We start from the raw sequence: 18,008 nt of genomic DNA on the forward strand, positions 1-18,008 counted from the left end.
GCATCAATCGTATAGCGTGCCTTAAAGAAAGAAAACTCTTTCTTAATCGTTAAAACCTCTCGACCATTCACTTCAACAAAAAACTTTGGTAAAAAGCTGAACACCTTTTTCGTAATGAGTGCAACTTTATCTCTTGCTGTATTCATAATGGAGAAAGTCTTTGGAATTTGCATAAAACTGCCCTCCACGTAATAAACATCCTGCTCCTGCTGATCCTTTACCGTGAATTTGCCACTTAGACTGAATACCTTCTGTTTTATATAAAGTTGCTTCATACAATGCCTCCTTTGATGCTTCCCATTATAAGATTAAAAAAATTAAAGAGGCAGTAGTTTTACTGTTTTGATGCCCTCTAATTGCTCAACCATGTCATTCCATGCCTGAGGCTTGTTCGGGAGAACCGAGTAATAGCGGCGCAAAAACTTGACAATCAAATCTGTCTCTAATTCGTTTATATAATCATTCGAAGGGAGAAAACAGAGATCAAGTCCCGTTACTGCTTCACCATCATTATTCCAAGAAGGATGGACATATGGAAAATCAAGACGCTTATATCCAAGATGTGACAATACCTCGCGGCGAACATAAGGATCCATTGGCTTTACACCGCCAAATTCATAATGGTCTACCCGATATGGATCATAAATTTCAGCAAACATCCCATAAATCTTCTTTCCATTGGCTTCAGCTAAGACGTTCAAATCCTCAGATCTATTCTGAGCCAAAAAACGACCAATTCCAAGGCCTGCTTGACCCATGATCGTAAAATCTGTCATAGCAACGTTAAAATCTTCATAATAGCGGTATTCTGTCGCCCCCACAACACGCCCTTCATAAACCGCAACGAATACGCGAATACCAGGATCCACCAGAGGTTCCCTCCAAAGGTCAAATTCCAAGACCTCTTCTGGAGGAAATACATCTTTCATTAGTTGATGCATATTTTTAAACAGTGGATCTTCAATACTTGTAATTCTATGGTATTCCATTCAGAGCAACCCCTTATTTTTAGCTTTTTCCTGTGTAAAAAGGATTTTTCCATTTCATCAATGTCCCATAAGGCACGATTCTTCATCTCTTTTTATAACTTTGGGTTAATCCCAAACCTGTCCCTTTTTCACTGCACTTAATTTTCGGATATGCACACTATTCAAAGAGTAAAAGTTGCTCTCTTTCTCCTAAACGCATTAGACTTTCTGGTGCATGGTCACGCAAATAGGCCGTTTGCAATATTTTTTCTTTGGTTAATACTTGCTTTGATTGCCCTTCTAAAAACTTCAAGCGACAGCTATAAACAATCGGAAAATAATCACTTAAAAATTTTCCTTCTGCGTGAGCTGTTAAGGTAATGAGTTGGAATCCGAGTTGTTCCGCAATGAAAAAGACTGGACTCAATACGTGATCACTGGATGCTTTACCGAATGGATTATCTAAAATGACTGTACGATTGCGTTTCATATGGGTTGAGAGTTTTTGACTTTTTTCGGCGATGAAATTTAGTAGCCCTAAAAATAAGGCCATGTTTTTACTCCATTTTTCCCCTCCAGACCAGCGATTCGATTCTTCCCATGAAAAGAAAGTATTCGATATATGGGTGGCACTTTCAACTTTGCGGCATTTCACCTTAATGGACTGATTTCCAAGTACTACCCGTAAAATAGGTACGGTTTTGAATGAGTTTTGTAAGAACTTTTGTACTTTGACACTATCTTCATTCCCTACTTCATCTAAATAACGGGTTGATTCTAGTTGGCTTAATATCCAATCAATGTAATCTTGTATGCGTTCTTTTGCGATATCATCATCCCAATCAGGAACGTCTATTTTGTATATATATTTTGGTTCGTTCCCTACTTTCACTCTTGTCTTTTTCTGTATTTCATGCAGGTCATCACGTAGTTTTCGGATGTGCATGTGAATATAGGTGATAAACTGTTGCAATTCTTTGTCATGATCTCGCATCGTATTTTCAGCTAATTGAATGACATTTTCAATTCTTTCACTCATAAGTTGGTCATGTTCAAGTATTTCAACAAATGATTTTTTAATTTTTACGCCATCAATAGTTGTTTTTCGAAGCGTTGGATCTTTTACATTCTTTTCTGCAAAAGATATGAATTGTTCCTTCGCTTCGGCTAATCCTTCTTGAGCCTTTTCGTATTGTTGCTGTGTTTGTCCTAGACGATTTATTACTTGGTTTGTGAGTGTTTGTTTTTTATAGAAATAATCATTACGTTGTTCTTCTGTCAACGGTTGTGCGACAAGCGTTGGATCCATTAATCGATGGACCATCACATGCTGGTCAAAGATTTTCTCTACACTTTTACATTGTTCCTGCTGATCATTAATTTGATGCTGACGTTCCTTGATAAACCGGGCCTCTTTTTGGAGGTCTTTCTTTTGTTGCTTTAATTGTTCTGCGACAACATCCACATTTCCATCGATTGGCCAGATTTCCGCAAAACGTTCTGCGAAGCGTGTTTGTAATTGGTCCAATGATCGTTGTTCTGTATTTGCCAAAACTTTTACATTATTATGAGTTTTATTCAACTCTTTTTGTTCATTCATCATTATTATATATTGCTTGCGTAAAACCGAGATCTGTTGCGAGCCATCAATTGGATAGGGGGATGTTGGATCTAAATTGGGCCAATCCTCCAGTTGATTGTTCATAGCATTTTCAGCTGCTTCAATTTTTTCTAGGCAGTTTTTACGGCGTTCCAAGAGTTCTCCACGCGATGTTTGGATTTTTTTGATTTTGTCTTCGATAGACTCATACTGGCGTTTTAACACTTCCAGATTTTCTTCATGTTCCGTTGGCTCAGCTGTTTTCGTGTTCTTATAAAGGAAATCCTCTTCAATTTTAAATTTTTTCTCATGCCGCAAAGCTGATATCCTATTTTTCAATACGTCTATTTGATCGACTATAGTATGAAGATTTGCTATTAAGGTGTCACGGATCTTTTCTAATTCTAGTATCTTTTCTTCGCAACGCTTGACTTCATTTTCGTAGATTGGTACATTCTTCGAAAGTTGAATAAACTGGTTTGCTTGTGGAATAAGGTAGTTTATTAAGGTCTGTAAAATTTCACGATTTTTTGACAGCGTTGACTGTTTTGCTTCATATTCTTGCTTAAGCTTTTGAAGTTCACCATCTATCTTTTTTAATTCATAATCATTGTTCTCAATTTTTTGATTGAGGGTAAATACTTGTTCTTCCGTTTCCTTGTACTGAGAAAATGGGTATTTTTCCAAAAAGTCTTTCAGCGATTGGTTCACTTGCTGCCACGCTCGTAAAGTGGCTTCTGTCTTTTTGCGTTCATTTTCTCGTTGAGTAGCTGTTTCTTGCATTTCTTGTTTGAATTGAAGAAACGTTTGCTGTTTTTGGTAGTCGATCCAATTCGAAGGTTCAATTACTGCAGTTTGTGGTACGTAATCTGTACCTACTTGCCGCGCTTCGTCCAGCGATAAAATATAGATTGGAAATGATAATTCATGTTGGACGGATTTTAACTTATCGAACAACGCTGCCTTTTCCTTAGCAGTTGTTATCAGTGTAAGCGCCCAAAATGGATACGTATTACCTTTCATTTCATCTTCATGTTGTTGGATAAATTCAATACCTGTCGTAATGTAATAGTTTTGCGCCCAATCTTTTATTTTCTGTTCGATAAATGGATCTGCGAAGAATATTTCTTGATGTTCATAATCATCAATAAAACGCTTTGCACGTCTTTCTTGGATTAGTTTTACTTCTTTTTCCCGTTCAAGTTTTTCTATTTGGCTTGTTATTTGTTCTGTAAAAGATTGTTCACGTTCGTAAATGGACTGAATATGACTCCAATTGCTGCGTAATGTCGCCATTTGAGCTAACAAAGCTTTTTCTTGATTCGAAATATGTTCTAGTTGCTGCTCTAATTTTACTTTTGATTGTTTGTCGACTGATACAATTTCTTGTAGCTCTTTTTGTTGTTGTTCCAATCCACCTTGGAAATCCTTAACTTTTTTAAGACGCTGACTTAGCTCGACATTGTCATGATCGAGTTTTTCAGATTCTAAAATCCAATTCTCCAATAATAGCTCAATCGATTCTTCATCTCTTGCAACTAGTTTTGACTTAATGTCCTTCATTTGTTTTTGTGTATTTTCCAAATTTGTGCTTGCTATAGTTTTTTGTTGTTCTTGTGCTGAAATATTTGATTGAAGTTCCGAATGTTGTTTGTCTATACTCTTTTGCTTTTGAGTTAACAATTGTTGGTCTAAAACTAAATTCTCAATTTGTTCTTCTAGCCGTTGTTTTTGTACTAAAAACGCATAGCGAATTTTTCCGCTTACTTGCTTCAATTCGGATTGTAAATCTGCTATTTCTTGTTTTTCTTCAAGTTGAGCAAGTTGTTGGTCTACTAAGGCTAATTGGTCTTGTTCAAGTTGGGATGCTTCTCGATGCTGTGCATATTGGAGAGAATAAAAGAGCTGACGATTTTTCTCCACTTTTTCTTGAAGTTCCGTTACTTGCGTACGTAATTGCTGTTCTTTGTTCGCGAACTCTTGCCATTTGTATTGTTGTTTAGTAATTTCAAGGGATGCACTTTTTCTTTCCCATTCTTCCTGCTCATCATGATGACGCTGTTGTTGTTGTTCTAGGGAATGGAGGTTTTCAGCAATTTGCTGCATTTCTTCTGCCAATAGAGTCATGTAACTTTTGGCCTGTTGACGGGCTTCGTTATAGGATTGTTCTTTTTCATCCACTTTACGAAAAAAATCTACATAGATTTTCAACTCACGATTTAGTTGTTTTGATTGTTCAATAGTTTCTTTTAAATCTTTATATTTCTTAAACTCTGTGCGTCTATTTTCAAAAGTTTCGGCAAACCCATGCTCTTTAAAACCTTCCATTGCATTTTCAATAGAGGGAATTAATAGACGATCGACTAATTCATTTGTCTTTTTACAGTTATCAAAGAATTTTTCGACATCGCCTTCGCCGCCGTTAATTTTTATAATACTTTCCCATTCTGAATGTATAATTTGGAAGTGTTCTTCGATATAGGTTGTAAAGCTTTTAATCGACTTTGAGAAAGTCTTTGCATTTAATCCATGGCTTTTTTCCATATAGGCGTAATAATCTGCCATTTCCCCACGTTCACTTGGGCGAACGCCATCTGCTGTTTTTTGAACAAATGGAATTTCTGTAATGCCATGTGAATCATTTTCCCCATACTCATACACATAACGTAAAGAATCAATACCATTTTGCTTTTTACATAATGTAACTGCCGTTACAACATAACGCCTTGGACTTTCATTTACAATCCACTCTATGGCAATATGAGCTGGGCTTTCTTCTAAGTACAATGTATCTTTAATGTCACGGTCCGCTAGTGTTGCGTGGGGAATTACTGCTTGTATAACCGTTTGAATAAAAACCGTCTTTCCACCACCATTTTCAAGAACGAGGGCGCCATTTAAACCGTCGAATAGGAAAAGTTCATCGTGATAACGTTTTTGTCCATTTTCATACACAACATTAGTTAAGCGAATCTTACTTATAGCCGGCATCGTACTCCTCCTGTTCTTCAAATCCATATAAAAATTCTAAAATTCCTCGGTTGAATTCTCGCTCCATAAAATATCTGCCTACAATAACTTTTGTCTTTTCCGTTAAAGTGACTTCATTTTGCCCAATTAAATTTACTAAGTCATAGTCTTCTAGAAAGCGTCTAACAGTATCTATAAAACTTAGACGACTCATTGTTCGTCCAGTTTGTCTTGTCGCAGATTCCTTTAACTCATCTAGGGTTTCCCATTTTTCAATAATGGCAGTCCATCTGTATGAAAATTCTTTTTCAAGTTTTTCTAACTGTTCCTCGTCGTGTGCCTTTAAACTTTCTATACGCTCATTAACTTGCTGAACCCAAACTTCATAGGTAATAAAATCAAGTGTTGGTTCATTTGATTGATAGCTATTATAGAAACTTCCAATTAAAACAATTGAGCATAAGTACATTAAATAAATATCGCTATTAGATGATTTTGAACCTAAGAAGTGGCGCTTAATATATTCGTTACTTATATGATAAGGGGATAATTTTGTTCTTGGAATTAAATGCACCTCTTGTCCAACCGTAATGCAATCTGCATCAAACTTCTCCGCAAACTGATTAGTAAGTGTGTAAACATTTTCATTCACTTTATACGTATTAGCTTTGTCACCCGTGATTACACCTTTTAAGGAAAGCTCACGGTATAGTTCAAATGCTTGTTCAACGTCTTGATTGTCATATCTCAATGGGTTCACCTTCCTCTACTAAATAAAATTTCATATTTTGAATTTCAAATCGGTCACTACCTGAAATTTGGTCCGATAATTCTTTACATATTAAAGTCCGACCTTGTAAAAGCTCTATTACTTCCGCAAGGAGATGGAGTGATTCTTCCGCTTGTGCCTCATTTTGTGATGTGATAGGGCTTTTTTGATGAGATAAAATAAAAAAGTCGTAAAATTGCCGCTGCTGTAATCGACCATCATTTTGGTATTGGAGTTGTTCAATCCACTCCTTTAAGGTCCATTCATTTTTGTTTTTAAATGCAAACATCATGTCTTGGAAAATTTCTTTATAATAGCTTCGAATAATTTTTGCATAGTGTTCTTGTTCTTCATCATTCGATACTTTTTCAAAGTTTTTACTTGTATGTCCTTCCTCCACTTCACTCCAAGATTGAGGAGAAAAAACAGAAAGTAGGGACCACGTTTTTAATTGACCTAATGGTAAAAAAGGTGCCAGAATACCTTTCAACGAATCCAGGGGATAAGGCGTACTCACAATTTTGGATGTAATTTCATTGTCGAAATTGAAGGAGCTTACTCCGATATAGTATAGTGCTTCTTCTGCAGACTGTAATACTTGTGCCTTTAATTGCAGACTTTGGTTCAATAATTGCTGGTGTTGGTGATGTACACGATGCAATTCTTTTTCAACTTTCAAAAGCATTTCATAGGCGCGAGCCTCTTGATTTTCATCGGATAAGTTATAGTAATTTTGTTTTGTTTCAGCTACAAATTGATGGAGTTCCTCGAATTCCTCATTCTCACGATTCAACCGAAAATTCCGATCTTCAATGACCTTCATAAATTTATTCTGTGTTTCAATTGATACAACATTACGCTTAATTTCTTGCTCGATTTTATTCATTCGTTCATGAATCGTTTCAACATCCATACGCATTTCGTTAATTTGACGTAGTGCCCCAGTGAATTCACCCTTTTCTAGCAATTTCCGTAACATTAACTGGTGGATAGATAATTGAAACTCTTGAAAATACTCTTTTGTCGCAAAAACTAATTCAAGTCCATCATCATCAAGGGCATAATATTGACGATTCGTTTGAATATCAAATTCACTCGTTTTTATATAATGAAAATTAATTGAATCCTCTGTTTGTAATTCAAAATTATAAAATGAATAGGATTTCCGTTGTCCCGCACTCGGCCTAAATACCGCAATAATTATTTTCACGATTTCTTCAAACTTCGAGTCTGTTAGGTTATATGTATCTTTACTTACTTTCTTTAAAAATTGTGCAATCTCAATGACCCCTACCCGTTTTTCACGTATTAGCTTCATTTCAAAAAAATAGAGTAAAACAAATAATCCAAAACTACGCAAATCTACTCGCTTTTCATTTACATCTTTAAACGCTTTACGTTCTAGTTCAATGAGTGGTTCGAATAATAAAACGCGTTTCAATCTTTCGCGGCTATCCTTTAGGATGGTTTCATTGAGCTCTGTATCCAATTTGCTTCACTCCAAACTTGTTTTAACTCATTTGATGAAATGACTTCCTGCGGCCAATACTGTTGATTACCTAATGCGACAATCATTTTTTCTTGATGGGCCTGTCCAAAGAAGGAAAGAAATGATTGTGTTGCTTCTTCAGAAGGCGTTTGATTTGTTTTAAGAGTTGTGGGTGTTTTATCAATGCAAGCGAGATAAAAAGGAATTGCCAATTTTACCTCAAATTTATTCGTTAATTGGTTCCAAATTTTGATTCCTTCCCAGTCAACATCCCCAAAGTAATAAAACGTATGTGTCACATAATCCAATGGTAATTGTTTATGGAAGTATTCAATGCTTTTTGTAATTTTATAGCCTTGCCCATAAATGAGCGTGGTAAATTGTGTATTTTTAATTGCCAGTGACAAACCGTCAAATGCTGTTTTATTTTCAACAATGAGATGAAGATGGTGTGAATTGTTTATTTTATTCGGGTTAATGATAAAGGCAAGCGGGTCACAAACGGGAATAATCTTAAGAGCATCCCAGATTTTCAGTCGCTCCAACACTTTTTGACCGCCTTTTTCTTGGATCCATTTTTCATCACCAACCAATGCTAGACTTCGCTCAGGTGCTGGTACTTCTGAATGAGGTAATCCGTAGTTTTCAATATATGTATTGATTTTTTCAATAAACGGGTAATCATGTTCCCATTCTTCTGGTGGTAGGTGAAAATATTCATCCAGTTCGAGGATTGCATGTAGCTTAAATCGTTTTGTTTCAATATCTTGATGAACATTCTTTTTTAATAAAGCTTTATTAATGCGATACTTATATGCTAAAGAAGGAATTTTGCTATTTCTGCCTGCATTTTTTACAGCTACTAATACTCCTTCCGTTTCTAGTTCCAAAATTTCATGACTAAACTGCGCATAGGTTTGATGGGGTGCAGCAAACTGCTCAAGTATATCTAATGTAATATAGCTATTTTTGATGCTTACTATTTTTTCTCGCATTCGGTTACGCTCCTTTCTTGAAGTTTATATTTTTTACGTTTATCCGCATTTACCTATTAACTTTCACAAGTAATTTTCAAATATCTTTTAAACTGTATATTAGAATCCAACCTAATCCATGAGATTACTGCTATTCTCCTCTCCCTCTAAAACTTACATCATATTAGATAATAATCTGTTAGGCAAATTCACATATATATTCCAATTATATACTATTAATACAACTAGGTGAGGAAGAACACACCTATCGTCGGCAAATTAGTTTGCTCACTTTGAGTTAAAGATGGTATTAGGCGCCGACCGTTTAAATATATTTTTTAATACATCAATGTTATAAATGTTAATATCATTAGTTTTGCATTAAATTAATTTCAATTTGTCAATACATTTTTTATAAAACAATTAATGTACTTAATGGTGTATCTGTAATATTTAGGTGTGTAAAGATATAAAAAACTCCTTATAATTAGGTTTGGCAGTCCTGTCCAAATCCCTAATTAAAAGGAGCATCGCATGGACAAGGATAACACAAAAACCACAATAAATGAACTACTAAAAGTAATAGATGAAAAGAAATTTGCGAAATTAGTCAATATCATTGATATTGATAAATACGTAAAAAAGTTAACAGTTGTTTTGATCTCACTGCTAAGGAAATTGCGGATCTCTATCGGTATCGCTGGAAGATTGAAACCTTCTTTAAATAGATGAAGCAGCACCTGAAAATCAAATCTTTTTACGGAAAAAGCGAAAATGCTGTCTACAATCAAATTTGGATTGCCCTAATAACTTACTGTTTACAAGTATTATTGCAATTAAAATTTAACCATGAAGGTCCTCTTCTTGAGCTAAAAAGAACATTGGTTAAGAAATTATTCAAAGGATTAGACAACTTTATCCAATCACTCTTCAGAAAACCGTCTCGGACGTCCGAAGGACGTAAAAAGTATAACTGGGAAGAAGACTTCCGAGCCATTGAGCGACAATTTAATGAAGGTGAGGTGGATAACTGTTACTACGAAACTTCATATGATCCAATGTTTCTAACTGGATGGAAGAGTAATGAAAGTAAATAATTTACATTGTGGATAAGGACTGCATTTGGGTCGTTATGTCCTTTTTTAATTCCACAGGAAAAAAATATAGACTGAATATTATGTTTTTTGTATTTATATCTAATAGTTACACTTTGACAACTCGCAAAATTATTTATGCAATGCTAATGATTCAGGATTCAATTGATCTACAACAATACTGTTAATCGCATTAATGTATGCTAATGCGCTTGCCTTCAAAATATCCGTGTCAGCAGCTTTAGCAATATATTTTGTTCCATTATGTTCAATTACAATTTTCACTTTTCCTATTGCTTCTTTGCCACGGGAAACGGAACTAATATTATATTCAACAAGTTTTACATCAATATTTGTTACGTTTGCAATCGCTGAATATAATGCATCAATCGGCCCTGAACCTACTGCACTCGATTTCATGATTTCATCGCCTTTTACGATTTTTACACTAGCAGAAGGAAATACCGAGTTACTAATTACTTGCAAATCGTCAAGTGCGTAAAATTGACTGCTATAGTTTTGACGATTCGGGTTATTTTTCTCCACTTTTTCGTAGTAATCTTCCACAATGACATATAAATCATGATCATATACTTCTTTCTTGGCGTCTGCTAACTGTAAAAATATTTCAAAAATCCGTTCAAACTCTTCTTCTGTAAAATCATGAAAGGCAAGCTTTTGAAGTGCATTTTTCACTGCGTGGCGGCCCGAACGCGCTGTTAATACTAACTCCATATCCTCTAATCCTACATCTTCTGGATGGACAATTTCATAAGCATCTCGCGATTTTAATAGACCGTCTTGGTGGATACCTGATGAATGAGCAAATGCGTTTTCTCCTGTAATGGCTTTGTTTACTTGTACATCTAGCCCCATGAAACTGGAAACAAGACGCGATGTATTCATAATTTCTTTTGTATTAATATTCGTTGAAACGTTATAAATAGATGAGCGCGTTTTTAATGCCATAACTACCTCTTCTAATGATGCATTGCCTGCCCGTTCGCCAATCCCATTAATCGTACATTCAACTTTATCTGCTCCGTTCTTTATAGCTGCTAACGTATTTGCCGTCGCCAAACCTAAATCATTATGGCAATGTACACTTAAAATGACACGATCATCTAAGTTCTTCATGCGGTCATTTAATTTATAAATCATTGCACCAAATTCTTCTGGCTCTGCATATCCAACCGTATCTGGTACGTTAATCATCGTTGCTCCAGCTTTCATTACAGCCTCAATGGTTTTCCATAAATACTCAAAGTCTGATCGTGAAGCGTCTTCCGTTGAATACTGTACTTGAGGTAGCAACGTTTTCGCATATTTCACTGCGTCCACACCAATTTGTAAAATTTGATCTTTTGATTTACTAAATTTCTTTTCGACATGGATATCAGATGTCCCTAACACCATATGAATCATTGGATTCTCCGCATATTTCACTGCTTGATAAACTGAATCAATATCCGCTTTTACTGCACGCGCTAATGCTGTAATTATAATGTCACTTGTGTTACCAACACGCTCCGCAACTGTTTTCACTGCTTCAAAGTCGCCTTTTGATGACGCAGGAAAACCAGCTTCTATAATATCTACGCCAAGCTTTTTTAGTTGTTGGGCAATTTCCACTTTCTCATATAAATTTAATTTTGCCCCAGGTACTTGCTCACCATCACGCAACGTTGTATCAAATACTAAAATTTTTCTTGTCATCTAAAAAACTCCCCTCTAAATTTAAATATAAAAACTATTTAAAAATAAAAAAACTCGCCCCTATAGAATTATTCTATAGAGACGAGATTTATCTCGCGGTACCACTCTAATTGACATACTATTGCTACTATGCCCACTTTTCAACAGCCACCACTGTCTAGCCCATTAACGGAGGCAACCGACATCCCTTACTTCAAAGTTCAGGGAGTAGCTCACGGACGAGTTCAAAATGCATGTCTATCGGTTCACACCAACCACCGACTCTCTGAAAGTACATTGCAATTTCTATTATTTCCGCTCAAAGCCTACTAATTTATGTTATTTGCTATAATAACTGGAACCAATCAATTTTGTCAAGAGTTTTTTATTTTAATATTTACTGTTTCTAAAATGTTATTACTTTATCTAGAATTCAATCCATATCAAAAAACGAGGCTAGGACAAAAGGCATTTTATTTATAGATATTATCTTATTGCAAAAACCGCCTCTATTTATGATACGGTTCACCGTGGTAATTTAAGAGGCAAAAAGTGAGACGAGAGACCGAAAACTCTCGTCTTTTTGCTATTGTAGGCGGTTTTTCTTTATGAATTCATCAAAGTCACTATCAACATTCTTCACTAACCGATTTTGGTTAAACTTCTCATATTCCTGCATTGCCAATTGCTCAGCAACTTTTGCTGATACCTTCCCTGCATTTTCAAGGATTTCCCGCCCATTGAATTGAAGGAAAGCGTTTAGCTTTTCAATCCAGTCTTTCATATACATTGGTTGATTGCGTTCAGCTTGATCCTCCGCATAATCGAGATACATGGTGACAATACGATTTAATTGCTTCAATTCCTTCTCTGTCAAATAGTTTTTAGCAACCTTGACATCCTGCTTTCGAACTTTATCACCTTTCCAGGATGTTAACCCCATGTTTTCCTTCGTTGCATCCGCTCTCTCAGCAATTAATTCAGACGCAGTATGCCCATGGATGGCAAAATGTAGCTTGTTTTGTACCGTTGCAAAAAACTCTTTTGACACTTCCGCTTTCCCATCATAGTCAACAGCAGTAGCATAAATGTCGGTAATTTTTAGATAAAATCTTCTCTCTGATGCCCGTATATCACGAATACGTTCAAGTAGTTCATCAAAGTAATCTTGTCCAAAATTACGCATTTCTTTCAGGCGGTCATCATCCATTGTAAAACCTTTAACAAGGTACTCATTTAACCGCTCTGTAGCCCACTGACGGAACTGTGTGCCTCGGTGAGAACGAACACGGTAACCAATGGCAATAATCATTTCGAGATTATAAAAGGAAACCTCCCGCTCTACCTCTCTTTTTCCTTCCATTTGAACTATTCGGTTTTTCCGAATAGTTGCCGACTCCTGTAATTCGCCTTCTACATAGATATTTTTTATATGTTCGTTTATTGTATTGACACCTTTTTGATAAAGCTCCGCAATCGCCTTTTGTGTCATCCAAACCGTTCCATTTTCTAATCGTACATCTATTTTCGTGTTTCCTTCTTCTGTTTGATAGATAAGTATGTTTGTCTCGTTTTGCATACACAGTCCTCCTAAATACCAGTATGAGTTGACTTGTCATCATGTTCATTAACTTTCAATTATTATACCATGCCTATCAGTTATAAATGGTGTAGACATAGAAAAGAGACATTTGAACTCCAATGCCTCCATTACAGATTGCTATAATTTTATGTCTTTAATTCCTGTAACCGTAAACTTGTCCATTTTAACGTTATTCGTTGCAAACGTAGGGACAATTTGATTGGTTACTTCAAAAACAATTTCCTTTACCTTACTTTTTCGTAAATTATCGCTTGTTCCTTTTGGCATAAGTCCCTCGTAACGAAACCCACCAAAATCCAATCGGAACAGAACAGGATGATTCATAACAAATGAACCTTTAAAGTTATATTCTTTTCCTTCTATTTGCATGTTAAGGCTATTCTCATGTGAGATGAGTTTTTAAATCCATGCTTTGACCAATATTCTCTACAAGTTGATTAAACTCGTTCCCACAATTAATCATTGAAAGAATTACGATTGCTTTTCCATCTGCAATTGCCATTTCTATCTTCCCCTTGCTCTTGTTGTAGCACCAACTCCACTAAGGTCATTAACTCCACCTTGTAAACCTTTGATATGGCTTTCAACGTAGCCACAGTTGGATTGGCCTTTTGCCCTCTTTCTAATTTGTGGATGTAGCTTGCCATAATTCCTGTTCTACTTTCTACTTCCTGCAAACTCCATTTTTTTCTTGTCGAGTTTGGCGTAAAAAATCGAAATTTTAAGTGCATTTTCCAAAATATTGCCTACACTGCCCCCTGAACAACAAAAGGATTTTCTACACTCTATTATTAATAAGATTACTGTTTATAAAGGTAATTTCCCTAGTAAAAGAAACATCAAAGATATTGAATTATTCTTTGATGTTTCTTCTTCACCAAACTATGTGCTTACTTATGATACGGTTCCCCCCTATTTATCCGAAACACCCGATAAATCTGCTCCACCAACACAAGCCGCATTAATTGATGCGGAAATGTCATTTTCGAAAACGACAACGCAAAATCCGCCCGCTTTTCGACTGCTTTGCTTAAGCCTAATGAACCGCCGATGATAAAAGCAATTTTACTTTTCCCGTATGTTGCTAGTTGGTCGATTTCCTTAGCCAATTCCTCAGATGAAAGCATCTTTCCTTCAATTGCTAAAATTATGACATATGTATCATCGGAAATTTTTGCAAGTATTCGCTCGCCTTCTTTTTCCTTGACTTGCTCCATTTCAATTTCACTTAAATTTTCCGGTGCTTTTTCATCGGGTACTTCCATGATTTCTACTTTTGCATATGGCCCTAATCTTTTTAAATATTCATCAATTCCTTGCTTTAAATATTTCTCTTTTAATTTACCTACACAGAATATTGAGATATTCACATTTATCCCCCTACTATATACAAGTTGTCCACAAAAATTATCCACATATCCACAAATGTATTCCGTATTTTGTGGGGGAATATTAGTTCGACACAATATATACCGCGTTATTTTGACAATATTCACAAGTTGTTGATAAGTTAGCATCTACTATTTTTTCTATTTTAGGGGCCACTTCGTATTCATCGACAATGATGTCTAATGCAAGCTCTACATGATCTTCGCAGCATTTTATCATAATTTTCAACCTCACACTTTTTTATTTTGAGCGCTATTTTTACCGACAAACTATCACCCATTATTTTACACGATTTGATATAATCCACAACTTTTTAAAAATAAAAAAAGGGGCCAACTTATCCACAGTGATAAAAAATTGTGGATGATGGCCCCATCATCTGTTACCTTTACATCGTTTTTTGTTCAACTAGCTTCATTTTTGTGTGCATGCTTTTCCCTTCACGATAAAATGTAATACTCATCTCATCACCAATTTCTTTATCTTTGTAAAGATGTTTCCGTAATTCAAGGACATCGGCAATTGGCTCACCATCTAATTCAACAATAACGTCCAATTCCTTTATACCTGCAATAGCAGCCGGAGAATTTGGCATGACACTTACAATGAAGGCTCCTTTATCAACATTCCTTGGCAGCTTTAATGTTTGTTGCCAGTGATAGCTTGGAATTTCGTTTAGTGATCTTAGACCAGCACCCATAAATGGACGACGTACTTTACCGAACTTTTCCAAGTCATCTATAACTGGAATCGCACTGTCAATCGGAATCGCAAGTCCTATTCCTTCAACAGCTGACTGGGCAATTTTCATCGAGTTAATTCCAATGACTTGTCCGTTAATATTAACAAGCGCTCCACCACTGTTACCAGGGTTAATGGCTGCATCTGTTTGAATGACTTCTGCTTGCCAATCAGGACTTCCATCTCCGTCCAAATCTTGTGGTATCGTTCTTTCAACACCGCTAATAATCCCCTGAGTAACAGAGCCTGAAAATTGCAATCCTAATGGGTTTCCTATCGCTAGTACAGGTTCACCAACTACTAAATGTTCTGACGTACCTATTTCCGCCACCTTTTTTACTTTTGAGCCATCAATTTGGATAACGGCTAAATCCATTAGTTTATCGCTGCCAAGAACCTTTGCAGGAACACGTTCACCACTCGCTAAACTTACCTCAACTTCTTTTGCCCCGGCAATCACATGATTATTCGTAACAATATAGGCTTTTCCATTTTCCTTTTTATAAATGACACCTGAGCCAGTTCCAACTTCACTAGTGTCTGACCAGAAACCTGTTTGTTGAATATTAATAACACCAACGACAGCATCAGAAACTTTATTTACAGCTTCTGTTACAGCTGAGGTGACATTTACATTAACATTTTGGGCCTGACGTAATCCTCCCTGCCGCGCCATCCCTTCAGTTCCTGTAACCTGTTCAGTGTCAGCTCCTTTTGGTGTTACATTATACGGAAGAATATTATACTCCGTTAGTGTAGGAATTGTGAAAATGACAATTAATGCACCTAAAATTGCACCAACAAATGTTGACAGAAACAAGCCGACACGATTGCCTTTCTGCCTTTTATTATTATAATCTTGATCATAATACCCCATTAATGATTCACCAATCCTTTCACTGATGAATGATATTTCTAGGTTGTCTAATTTTCTTGCTGCTACTCATATATTTAGCATATAAAATTTCGCTTTTCCTTGTCTAGCTACAGCATCCAGCGACTCGTAAACTTCGCTCATCTCCCTACGATAAGTCAACATCGACTCACTTCTTTCGTCGTGTTTCCTTTATCTCAGTCGATGCGCTCCAGTTTATACGTCGCTAGACGGGTGCTTCCGCTTTTCTAGACGACCGCAAGCTTTGTTGGCACTTTCGGATCTGTATCATAAATTTTGAAAGCCTCGCCAACAGCAAAGTCTTTTTCCTTTAATGTTTGCGAGACAGCCATTCTTGCCAAATCTTTAATATTATTATCTTTACTTAAATGAGCTAAATAAATACGCTTTGTTTTATCACCGATGCAATCGGCTAATGCTAAGCCGGCATCCTCATTACATACATGACCAACGTCACTAAGGATGCGGCGCTTTACATTCCAAGGATACGGGCCCATTCTTAACATTTCGACATCATGATTTGCTTCAAAAATAAATACATCAGAATTACGAATCGTTCCTTTAATGCGGTCACTGACATAGCCTAAATCGGTTACTAATGTTACTTTTTTTCCACCACTATGAAAACAATAAAACATCGGCTCAGCAGCATCATGTGATACGCCGAACGACTCGACATCAATATCGGAAAATGTTTGAACAGCCCCCGCATCAAATATGAACTTTTGTTCTGTAGGGATGTTTCCAATAAGCCCTTCCATCGCCTCCCATGTCTTTTTATTTGCATAAATCGGCAGCTCGTATCTTCTTGCCAAAATCCCTAAGCCTTTAATATGGTCGCTATGCTCATGAGTTACTAATAAACCATCTAATTCCTTAGGGTCCAAGTTCACTGATTCCATTAGCTGCTCCATCTGCTTCCCACTAAAGCCTGCATCAACTAAAAGTTTTGCTTTATTTGTTCCAATATAAAAAGCGTTCCCCGTACTGCCGCTTGCTAGTACACTAAAATGCAAACCCATTTTCCCCAACTCCACTTTGTATTAATTGGAATATTTGTCCATCAATTGCATTGACAAAATAGTCCATTTCATTATCTAAAACGACATGCCAGGTTGGGACGAAAATTTGAACATCTTCTGATATCGGAACATTTTTGTAATACCCTAATTCTACTTTTGTTATATGTCCACTAGATGTCAAATAATCTTTATTATACAAAATTTCAATTGCTTTTAGAGGAGGAATAATTTCCTGATTAGAGCCTTCCTCTTCAATTTCCTTTATGTCGACCATCATTTTTTGTTCATAGCTAATAATTTCATTTGCTTTATTAAGCTGCATCGAAATCATCGCATACTCATTAAAAAAAAGCGGTCGTTCTCGATACGTTTGGAAAAATAGCAATTTATTTGCCTTTTTATCCCAGCCCCAATACATATAGGAATTCCCAGAAATCACATTCTCCTTTAAAAACTCAACAAGAAAGGCTTCAATATTCCTATCAGGTAAAGCAATCGGCTTCGTCAGTTTAGATATAATCCAATCATCTGAAATAAAGGATATCGTCTGGTTCTTTAATTTCATTAAATCAGATGAAATGAACTTTTTTCTTTTTGCAGTAATATAGGATTCACGTTCCAATTCCTTTGGAAGATTACCATACGTAATTTCATCTGCTTCTAACTGCTCTTCAATCGTTGACTCTGTCATATACTCAAGTTCAGCAGTCGTTCTTTTTTCGATAATTTGATAAACTAAAAACAAATCAAGGGCTAGAAAAATTAGTATAAAAATCGTCTTCGTTCTACCCCAATCCAC

At 36.1% G+C, this 18,008-nt stretch carries 16 protein-coding genes and 1 other annotated feature; of the genes, 1 reads left to right on the forward strand and 15 read right to left on the reverse strand.

Annotation, left to right across the window (positions count from 1 at the left end):
• The 6 genes from GX497_17030 to GX497_17055 form a co-directional block, all read right to left on the reverse strand.
• Nucleotides 1-275 (reverse strand): hypothetical protein (locus GX497_17030; GenBank protein HHY74894.1); only part of this gene is annotated, 275 nt, incomplete at its 3' end.
• 42 nt (nucleotides 276-317) lie between these two features.
• Entirely contained in the window at nucleotides 318-989 is a 672-nt protein-coding gene (locus GX497_17035) for a GNAT family N-acetyltransferase (GenBank protein HHY74895.1), read from the reverse strand.
• A gap of 157 nt (nucleotides 990-1,146) precedes the next feature.
• A complete protein-coding gene (locus tag GX497_17040) occupies nucleotides 1,147-5,559 on the reverse strand; it encodes a hypothetical protein (protein ID HHY74896.1) in 4,413 nt (1,470 codons plus the stop codon).
• Nucleotides 5,543-6,289, reverse strand: a complete 747-nt coding sequence (locus GX497_17045) for a non-ribosomal peptide synthetase module (protein ID HHY74897.1) — start codon at nucleotides 6,287-6,289, stop codon at nucleotides 5,543-5,545. Before GX497_17045 ends, GX497_17040 begins: the two co-directional genes overlap by 17 nt.
• Nucleotides 6,279-7,796 carry a replicative DNA helicase gene (locus tag GX497_17050; GenBank protein HHY74898.1) on the reverse strand — a complete coding sequence of 506 codons (1,518 nt, stop codon included), beginning with the start codon at nucleotides 7,794-7,796 and terminating at the stop codon, nucleotides 6,279-6,281. The genes GX497_17045 and GX497_17050 overlap by 11 nt, the downstream gene beginning before the upstream one ends.
• Nucleotides 7,766-8,791, reverse strand: coding sequence for a hypothetical protein (locus GX497_17055; GenBank protein HHY74899.1), 1,026 nt, complete (start codon nucleotides 8,789-8,791; stop codon nucleotides 7,766-7,768). The genes GX497_17050 and GX497_17055 overlap by 31 nt, the downstream gene beginning before the upstream one ends.
• Nucleotides 8,792-9,402: 611 nt before the next feature.
• On the opposite strand from GX497_17055, the gene GX497_17060 reads away from it, so the two are divergent.
• Nucleotides 9,403-9,498 (forward strand): transposase, encoded by a 96-nt coding sequence (locus tag GX497_17060; GenBank protein ID HHY74900.1) that lies wholly within the window; start codon nucleotides 9,403-9,405, stop codon nucleotides 9,496-9,498.
• Nucleotides 9,499-9,996: 498 nt separating this feature from the next.
• Here GX497_17060 and GX497_17065 read toward each other — a convergent pair whose 3' ends face one another.
• The 9 genes from GX497_17065 to GX497_17105 form a co-directional block, all read right to left on the reverse strand.
• Nucleotides 9,997-11,580: a 2-isopropylmalate synthase gene (locus tag GX497_17065; GenBank protein ID HHY74901.1), complete on the reverse strand. Its 1,584-nt coding sequence runs from the start codon at nucleotides 11,578-11,580 to the stop codon at nucleotides 9,997-9,999.
• Nucleotides 11,581-11,654: 74 nt separating this feature from the next.
• Nucleotides 11,655-11,891, reverse strand: a binding site (T-box leader).
• Nucleotides 11,892-12,145: 254 nt separating this feature from the next.
• The gene (locus tag GX497_17070; protein HHY74902.1) at nucleotides 12,146-13,138 is read right to left on the reverse strand and encodes a virulence RhuM family protein; all 993 of its coding nucleotides are present in this window, start codon (nucleotides 13,136-13,138) and stop codon (nucleotides 12,146-12,148) included.
• 141 nt (nucleotides 13,139-13,279) lie between these two features.
• Nucleotides 13,280-13,531 carry a hypothetical protein gene (locus GX497_17075; GenBank protein ID HHY74903.1) on the reverse strand — a complete coding sequence of 84 codons (252 nt, stop codon included), beginning with the start codon at nucleotides 13,529-13,531 and terminating at the stop codon, nucleotides 13,280-13,282.
• An 86-nt stretch (nucleotides 13,532-13,617) separates the two neighbouring features.
• Nucleotides 13,618-13,893, reverse strand: a complete 276-nt coding sequence (locus GX497_17080; protein HHY74904.1) for a helix-turn-helix transcriptional regulator — start codon at nucleotides 13,891-13,893, stop codon at nucleotides 13,618-13,620.
• 159 nt (nucleotides 13,894-14,052) lie between these two features.
• Nucleotides 14,053-14,532: a 23S rRNA (pseudouridine(1915)-N(3))-methyltransferase RlmH gene (rlmH, locus tag GX497_17085; protein ID HHY74905.1), complete on the reverse strand. Its 480-nt coding sequence runs from the start codon at nucleotides 14,530-14,532 to the stop codon at nucleotides 14,053-14,055.
• Nucleotides 14,533-14,614: 82 nt separating this feature from the next.
• Entirely contained in the window at nucleotides 14,615-14,770 is a 156-nt protein-coding gene (locus GX497_17090; protein ID HHY74906.1) for a CxxH/CxxC protein, read from the reverse strand.
• Nucleotides 14,771-14,939: 169 nt separating this feature from the next.
• Complete coding sequence (locus tag GX497_17095) at nucleotides 14,940-16,169, reverse strand: serine protease (GenBank protein ID HHY74907.1); 1,230 nt, start codon at nucleotides 16,167-16,169, stop codon at nucleotides 14,940-14,942.
• Nucleotides 16,170-16,414: 245 nt separating this feature from the next.
• Nucleotides 16,415-17,209 carry an MBL fold metallo-hydrolase gene (locus GX497_17100; protein HHY74908.1) on the reverse strand — a complete coding sequence of 265 codons (795 nt, stop codon included), beginning with the start codon at nucleotides 17,207-17,209 and terminating at the stop codon, nucleotides 16,415-16,417.
• Nucleotides 17,193-18,008 (reverse strand): hypothetical protein, encoded by an 816-nt coding sequence (locus GX497_17105; GenBank protein HHY74909.1) that lies wholly within the window; start codon nucleotides 18,006-18,008, stop codon nucleotides 17,193-17,195. The genes GX497_17100 and GX497_17105 overlap by 17 nt, the downstream gene beginning before the upstream one ends.

The sequence above is a fragment of the Bacillus sp. (in: firmicutes) genome, assembly GCA_012842745.1.
Lineage (GTDB): Bacteria > Bacillota > Bacilli > Bacillales > Bacillaceae_J > Schinkia.